This window comes from Albidovulum inexpectatum, assembly GCF_002927635.1.
In the GTDB taxonomy this organism is placed as follows: domain Bacteria; phylum Pseudomonadota; class Alphaproteobacteria; order Rhodobacterales; family Rhodobacteraceae; genus Albidovulum; species Albidovulum inexpectatum.
On the sequence record NZ_PRDS01000009.1, the window covers coordinates 103,378 to 110,045 of the forward strand.

Genomic DNA, 6,668 nt, shown 5'->3' on the forward strand with positions numbered 1-6,668 from the left:
CCTAGCCGGGCCGCGAAGGGGAAGGAAGGGCAATGAAGGCGATGATGCAGACGGCGGGATTGGTCACGCAGCTGGAACCCGGCTTGCGCATGATCCTTGCACCGAACCCTTCGCCCATGACCTTCCGCGGCACCAATACGTTCATTCTTGGCGAGGGCGATGTCGCCGTGATCGACCCCGGCCCTGAAGATCCCGCCCACCTGCGGGCCATCCTTGACGCGCTGCGGGGCGAGCGTATCAGCCACATCATCGTCACCCACGCACATCTGGACCATGCCCCGCTGGCGCGAACGCTGTCGCACGCCACCGGCGCGCCCGTCCTGGCCCATGGCGACGCCCGTGCCGGGCGCAGCCCGGTCATGGAACGCCTGTCGCGCGACCATCCGCTTTCCGGCGGCGAGGGCGTCGATACCGGCTTTGTGCCGGATATCGAACTGCCCGATGGCGCCCGAATCGCTGGGGCGGGATGGAGCCTGCGCGCATTGCACACGCCGGGACATTTCGGGAATCACATCTGCCTTGTCTGGCACGATCGGATCTTCACCGGGGATCATGTCATGGGATGGGCCTCGACCATGGTATCGCCGCCCGATGGCGACATGGGCGCCTACATGCGATCGCTCGAGCGGCTGACGGGCATCCCGTCGCGCCGCATGTATCCCGGCCACGGCGAACCGATCGAGGACCCCGCCAGCCGCCTTGCGGAACTCATCGCCCACCGCCGCGCCAGAGAGCAGGCAATCCTTGATGCGCTGGCCCGCGGCCCCGCGACCGCGCGCGAGCTGACGATGCGAATCTACACGGACACGCCTGCCGCGCTCTTGCCCGCCGCCGAACGCAATGTGCTGGCCCATCTCATTGATCTGAATGAACGATCCCGGATTCGTGCGGTCGATCCGGTGTCTCCAGCGGCCCGTTTCCAGATCGTGTGAGAAACATCAATTTTTTGCCCGACCCCTCTGGACGAGGCCTGAATCGCTTGCTATACGGCGCCCCGTGTTCCGGCGTAGCTCAGCGGTAGAGCAGGTGACTGTTAATCACTTGGTCGTAGGTTCGATCCCTACCGCCGGAGCCATAATCAACCTAACCCGTTGATTCTGAAGGAAAACGGAAAGCAGCTTCGTTTCCTTCTACCCTCAGGTTCGCTTGTGGCTCACAGGCGGCTCACGCGAGGGTCACAGACGGCTCACTTTGCGTGTCCCCTCCTCCGCGATGGCTCAGCCGTCGAGGACAGACATGACGACCTGCCGTTACCTTTACTGCAAGCGCGACCGCTTTCATTTTCGCCGTCGCCTGCCCGGGTTATCCACATATACCGCACCGGTCAGCATCCCGTTGGGGACGACAGATGCCGGTCTCGCGCATATCTGGATCGGACACCTGTCCCAGGAGTTCGACCGGATGTTCGACAGCTTCCTCATGTTGGCGCCGTCCCTGCCCGACGCGCTTGTCGCGCGGTATTTCGAGCGGTGCCTTGAAAAAAGCCTGTCCGATCTGCGCCGCCAGATGCGCATGGCGCGCATGATGGGCCGGTTCGGCGCGGGTGATGAACTGCGCCAGGCCCTGCTGCCGATGATCTACGAGAGTTTTCTCGCGGACGGGTTCCGGGCGAACCTTCCTATTCATCGCGTCGATCCCGATTGGTCGCGGGAAACGCTGGACGCAGCCCTTCATCTCTATGCCGTCGAAGCGCGAAAGGTGCGCTCGTCCGAGACCGACACGCAACTTGAGCGCGCGCTGCGGGAAATCTCCGAAGTCCCCGTGACCGGTGCCGAGCACATGGCGCAACTGCGCGAAGCCCATGTCCGGGCACGGCTCGAAGCTTTGCGTCAAGGCAGCGTCCCTAACCTTGAAGTCATGCCTGTAACGGAGGCGGAGACCAAGAGCGCCCCGGCCATGGCGGAACTTCCGGCGATCGCCATGATGCAAGCCCCGGCGATCGTCTCGCCACCGGCCGCCCCGCCCGTCATCGCGACCCGCAAGCCCGCGCCGCCGCCCGCGTCCGCCGACACGGGCACGATGGCGACGCTGGAGGCGCATTTCGACGCGGCGCGCGACACCGCCCTTGCGGCTTCACAAGCGGAATGGTCGACGGAAATCGCCCATGTCTTCTGGCGCGCGGCGAAGTCCAATGACATGAGCGACCAGGTCATGAAGCAGCGTTGTTCCGATGTCCGCCGCTTTATGTTCATCACCGGCCTCGGCTCCGTGGACGAGATCACGCAGGCGCATCTCACGCATTGGTCCGACACGCTCAAGGTCTTCCCCAAGACCTTCCTTCGGTCGGAAAAGGATGCGCATCGCAGCCTGAAGGAGGTGCTGACGGGTGCCAGTGGCTTGCCCGCGGGCGATCTCGGCCTCTCTCCGGACACGATGCGCCGCCACGTGAAATCCATCGAGCTGCTGCTCGACCGCGCCCGGGCCGAGGGCGTCAACCTGCCGCCGCTCGATCCGGCCAAGGTGAAGCCGAAGAAATCGTCCCGCAAGAAGCACAAGGCGCGCCCTGTCTTCCGCGTCGAAGAGGCTCGCGCTGTGTTCCGACACCCGATCTGGACCGGCTGCAAATCAATGGACCGCCGTCACGAACCGGGCAAGGCCATTTACAAAGATGGCAAGTTCTGGATCCCGCTGGTCATTGCATACACCGGCGCGCGCCGCGCCGAAATTGCGGGGATGCTGGCCGAGGACGTTCAGGTGATCGACGGCATTCCGGTCATCGTGATCCAGTCGAACCGCTACCGGGGAATCAAGGGCGAGGCGGACGGCGCGCTGGAAGACGAACGCCGCACCCGCATCGTGCCCATCCACTCGCATCTGATCGAACTCGGCTTCCTCGACTTCGTCGCGAAGGCCCGGAAAGGCCATCCGCTGCTGTTCCCGGATGTTGTGCCGACCCCCCGCAAGGGCTCCCGCCGCGCGAAGGCCGCGGATCCTGCCCTGTTGGTCGAGAAATTCGGAGAATCCTTCGACGATGCCTGGCGCAAGGCGTTCAAGCTGGCGTTGGACGACAATCCCCGCAAGCTCTGCATCCACAGCTTGCGCCACTACGTCAACCATACGCTGCTGCACATGCCGGGCGTTCACGACGTGACTCGCATCGACATGTTGGGACACGTGCAGGACGACGACGAGGAAAGCATCAACACCTCGACCTACCGCGACGAGACCCCGCTGGACATCAAGCGCGCGGCCATCGAAGCGTTGCCCCGCCTGATGTAAGGGTGGCCTATCGTTCCGGATCGACGGGGCTTATCGGAAAAGGGTTGACGGCGCTGTCACGTCCACATGATGGACCATCCTTCGCGCCCAACGGGGCGGCGGGGATGCGTCCGGAGGAGTGGGCGGAACAGTGCGGTCAAGCGGCCTCGAAGGCTCCGGCATGCCGAGGTGGTGCGTTGGAAGATCGGGGCCTGTTACCCGATCCACAGCACCACCGAGGGAACAGAATCCGCGCAGCGGATTGTGCAGGTCGGACGAGGCCGCGGACGCTTTTCCGGGAAGCCAATATCTTGAACGATAGGCTACATGCTGCAGTCGGAGTCTGTGTCGGCTTCCGGCTTTTCGAGCGGCCAGCCGAGGCTGTCGCAGATAATCTCTTGCAACGAGGCTAAGGCTGCCTTCTCGCCATATGCCTCGATGAACTCGTTCTCATGCAGGTCCAACGTGATGCTCGAGCCGTCGTCGAAGAGCAGCTCAAGCAGCCCGTCGCCGCGCCGCCGGAAACGCACCGACAGTCCCGCCCGACCAATACCCCGGGCGAGCCGGACCGCCGCGCCGGCCATCAATCGAGAAGCTGGCCAAAGACCCGGTTCATCGTCTCCATCCTGGCCTCGATCCGGTTTAGCCGATCTGCGGCTGCGATCAGCTTCTCGAGAATCTTCTCCATCAAGCTTGGCAAGGGCTCCAAGAAGGCCTCCAACACGCTTATACGCGTTTCGAAAGAGGCGAGAACCGCGGGGTCCAGCGGTGCGGCTTGCGGAGTGTCCGCTATCTTCTTCACCGTGTTCGCCATGACCTGCTGGTCCTCTTGGATCTCGGTCAGGAGGGCGATGAGCCGCGCCGCGAACTCCGCCCCCGGGTTGCTGTCCGTCGTATCCAAGAGCTGCATCAGCGGATGAAGGGTCTTCACATCCTTGCGGGTCTCGTCGATCTTGCGAGCCAATGTCTCGCCTTCCGGGGTCATGGTCATGGGGCTCTACGTCCTTGGTTGTGGTGTCGAAGAATCGAAACGGCACATGGTTCGCGACATGCGCGAAAAAGCGCATGAGGCGAAGGCTCTCCAAAGCTGCCATCTCTGCCAGCCGTTTCAGGATGGCGCGCGAGCTGTAGCGCATGCCGAAGGTGCGCGGATTCCGGGTTGTCTCCGTCTGCCAATCCAGCACCAAGAGCTCGTCGAGTTCATCCGCCATCGAGATGCCCCAACGCGGTGACACCGCGCGCAGGGCTGCATCCAGGGCCCGCACGGTCGTCGGACGAAACCGGTGAAAGGCATTCTCTAGGGCGATCGGGAAGCTTATGGATGTGGCAGGACCGCTTGGGTCGTTAAAACCTCGCCGCGCCGCCAAGAGCAAAGCTGGTGGCTCCGGCAAGTCCAGACGGTGACACAGGTCGAGTTGCAGCGCGTCTGTGAACGCGACGCTGGTCTGCACGCCCAGCGGGCGCCCGCCAAATGTCGAAAGGGCCCCGAAGACATGGACATGATCACAGGACGTCTGCTCCCGCCCAATGGCGATCCATGGTAAGAGATCCGGGGGGAGACCCGACGCGGCAAGCACGTGCCGGATGACCGACAACCAATCTTCGTCGGACAGCGTCATGCCCCTCGGCATTGACAGCGTAATGTGGAAGACTGTCTTTTCGTCCGAACGTGTCAACCTGGCAAGGAACTTCGCCGCGGCCTTCGGCGTCATCGCGGGGACCGTCCCCCCGATCATGACCGCAGAGGCATCCGGGTAGTCCCTGACAACATCTGCTTGCCAATGGAATGTCAGGAACCTGCGCATTACGGGCGCTCGGCAAGCGACGCCATCGCATCGGCAATCCTGGACAGCAGCGTACTAACGGCCTTCAGGTCTTTCTTTTTCAGAAGATGTAGACGACCGATTTGCGCGCGGCGGATCTGGTGAAGTGTGAAAACCGCGTCGGCGAGGAGCCGAAACTCAGCCTCGTCATGGTGGCTCTCCTCGAAATGCAAACCGGCATAGCGGAGAAACGCGCTACGGGATGAGAAACCACGCTCTTTCCAGAGACGGTCGATTTCGGCGAGTTCGTCATCGGGTATCTTGATTGTCGTCGTCTGCATCTCTCGGTCCACATGTCGCTCGACACAAAACTAGCGAAATCTGGATCAGCGCTAAAAAGAATTCCTGCCAAGGCAAGAGGTGGAGCTGCGTAGTTTCCTGACTTAGTAAATTCAAATCAGTGGCTTGTGGACCGATGCTCACCAAGACCGAAATCTGCCGCACGCTGACCGCCTGGGAACACCGGCCATTTTTGGAAATTCTTTTTCAAGGACATGAGGTAAGTCTAGATACAGAAGACGTAGAAACCTGCTCCGCGTAGACTGGCTTCCAGCGATGCGGGCGATCAGAGGACATCTGCGCATCACCGACACCCGGCCGCCAGATACCAAGGCAACCCAGATCGTTTTTGTATTCTCCATAATCAGTTTCGTCATAACATAGCCATACCGCCTTAGGTTCTTACTCCGGAAAACCTGATGGCTCACGAGACGAGCCTGATTCCGGTTGCACCGTAAGCGGTGGCTGAGCGGCACGTTGAACTGAGCTACTCCCCGAAAATTGGACACTGACGTAGGCTACGAATTGCTGTCTGCTGATCTTCGACGAAGAGGAAATCAGAGATGTCGAAACGGAAGCAGCATTCGCCGGAATTCAAGGCGAAGGTAGCGCTTGCGGCGCTGAAGGGTGAGCAGACGGTCGCTGAGCTGGCGAGCCGGTTCGGGGTTCACCCGACGATGATCCACAGCTGGAAGCGGGCGCTGCTGGAAGGGGCGTCCGGTGTGTTCGAGCGCGGTGGCGCGAAGAAGCCCGAGATTGACGAGGAACGGGTGAAGGAACTGCATGCCAAGATCGGGGAGCTGGCTGTGGCCAATGATTTTTTGTCCAGAAAGCTCAAGCCATGGACCGGCAAGTGAGACGGAAGATGGTTGAGCCCGCCAACCCCGAGCTGTCGATTGGCAAACAGTGCAAGCTGCTGTCGATCTCGCGGTCGTCGTTTTACTACCAGCCCAAGGGCGAGACGGCGCTGAACCTGATGCTGATGCGCCAGATCGACGAACAGTTCCTGGAAACGCCGTTCTTCGGCGTTCGGCAGATGACCTGGCATTTGCGTAATGAGTATCCGTCATGCGCAAGCGCGATTTGCGACCCAGAAGCGATCTGCCTTGACGAGTGCGTTTGCGGTTTCGATCAGCTTGCGCATGAGGGCCACAAGGGCGACCTTGGCGGGTTTTCCGGCAGCGCGGAGCGCGGTGTATTTGGCCCTGAGATCCGGGTTGAAGCGCATGGCGACGAGAGCGGGCATGTAGAGCGCGTCGCGTAGCGGCTTGCGCCCGCCGCTGATGAAGGACTTGCCCTTCCACTGGCCGGACTCGCGGCAGTGAGGAACCAGCCCGGCCAGGCTTCCGGCCTGTTTGCGTCCCAGTG

General features: G+C 61.9%; 7 protein-coding genes and 1 tRNA gene. 4 read left to right on the forward strand and 4 right to left on the reverse strand.

The window, feature by feature from the left end; translation table 11 throughout:
* Window positions 1–32: 32 nt before the first annotated feature.
* The 3 genes from LV82_RS13000 (at window position 33) to LV82_RS13010 (ending at window position 3,219) form a co-directional block, all read left to right on the forward strand.
* On the forward strand, window positions 33–932 hold the full coding sequence (locus tag LV82_RS13000) for an MBL fold metallo-hydrolase (RefSeq protein ID WP_245873165.1): 900 nt from the start codon (window positions 33–35) through the stop codon (window positions 930–932).
* Window positions 933–1,000: 68 nt separating this feature from the next.
* Window positions 1,001–1,075, forward strand: a tRNA-Asn gene (locus LV82_RS13005).
* 161 nt (window positions 1,076–1,236) lie between these two features.
* Complete coding sequence (locus LV82_RS13010; protein WP_104072361.1) at window positions 1,237–3,219, forward strand: site-specific integrase; 1,983 nt, start codon at window positions 1,237–1,239, stop codon at window positions 3,217–3,219.
* A gap of 302 nt (window positions 3,220–3,521) precedes the next feature.
* On the opposite strand, the gene LV82_RS13015 is transcribed toward LV82_RS13010, so the two are convergent.
* The 3 genes from LV82_RS13015 to LV82_RS13025 form a co-directional block, all read right to left on the reverse strand.
* A complete protein-coding gene (locus LV82_RS13015; RefSeq protein ID WP_104072363.1) occupies window positions 3,522–3,782 on the reverse strand; it encodes a hypothetical protein in 261 nt (86 codons plus the stop codon).
* Window positions 3,782–4,189, reverse strand: coding sequence for a hypothetical protein (locus tag LV82_RS13020; protein WP_104072365.1), 408 nt, complete (start codon window positions 4,187–4,189; stop codon window positions 3,782–3,784). Before LV82_RS13020 ends, LV82_RS13015 begins: the two co-directional genes overlap by 1 nt.
* 813 nt (window positions 4,190–5,002) lie before the next feature.
* Entirely contained in the window at window positions 5,003–5,302 is a 300-nt protein-coding gene (locus LV82_RS13025; protein ID WP_104072367.1) for a ribbon-helix-helix domain-containing protein, read from the reverse strand.
* Between the two features lie 561 nt (window positions 5,303–5,863).
* Between LV82_RS13025 and LV82_RS13030 the strand changes: the two genes are divergently transcribed.
* Window positions 5,864–6,157, forward strand: coding sequence for a transposase (locus LV82_RS13030; RefSeq protein WP_104072369.1), 294 nt, complete (start codon window positions 5,864–5,866; stop codon window positions 6,155–6,157).
* A gap of 209 nt (window positions 6,158–6,366) precedes the next feature.
* Here LV82_RS13030 and LV82_RS13035 read toward each other — a convergent pair whose 3' ends face one another.
* Entirely contained in the window at window positions 6,367–6,666 is a 300-nt protein-coding gene (locus LV82_RS13035; RefSeq protein WP_342750189.1) for a transposase, read from the reverse strand.
* Window positions 6,667–6,668 lie beyond the last annotated feature (2 nt).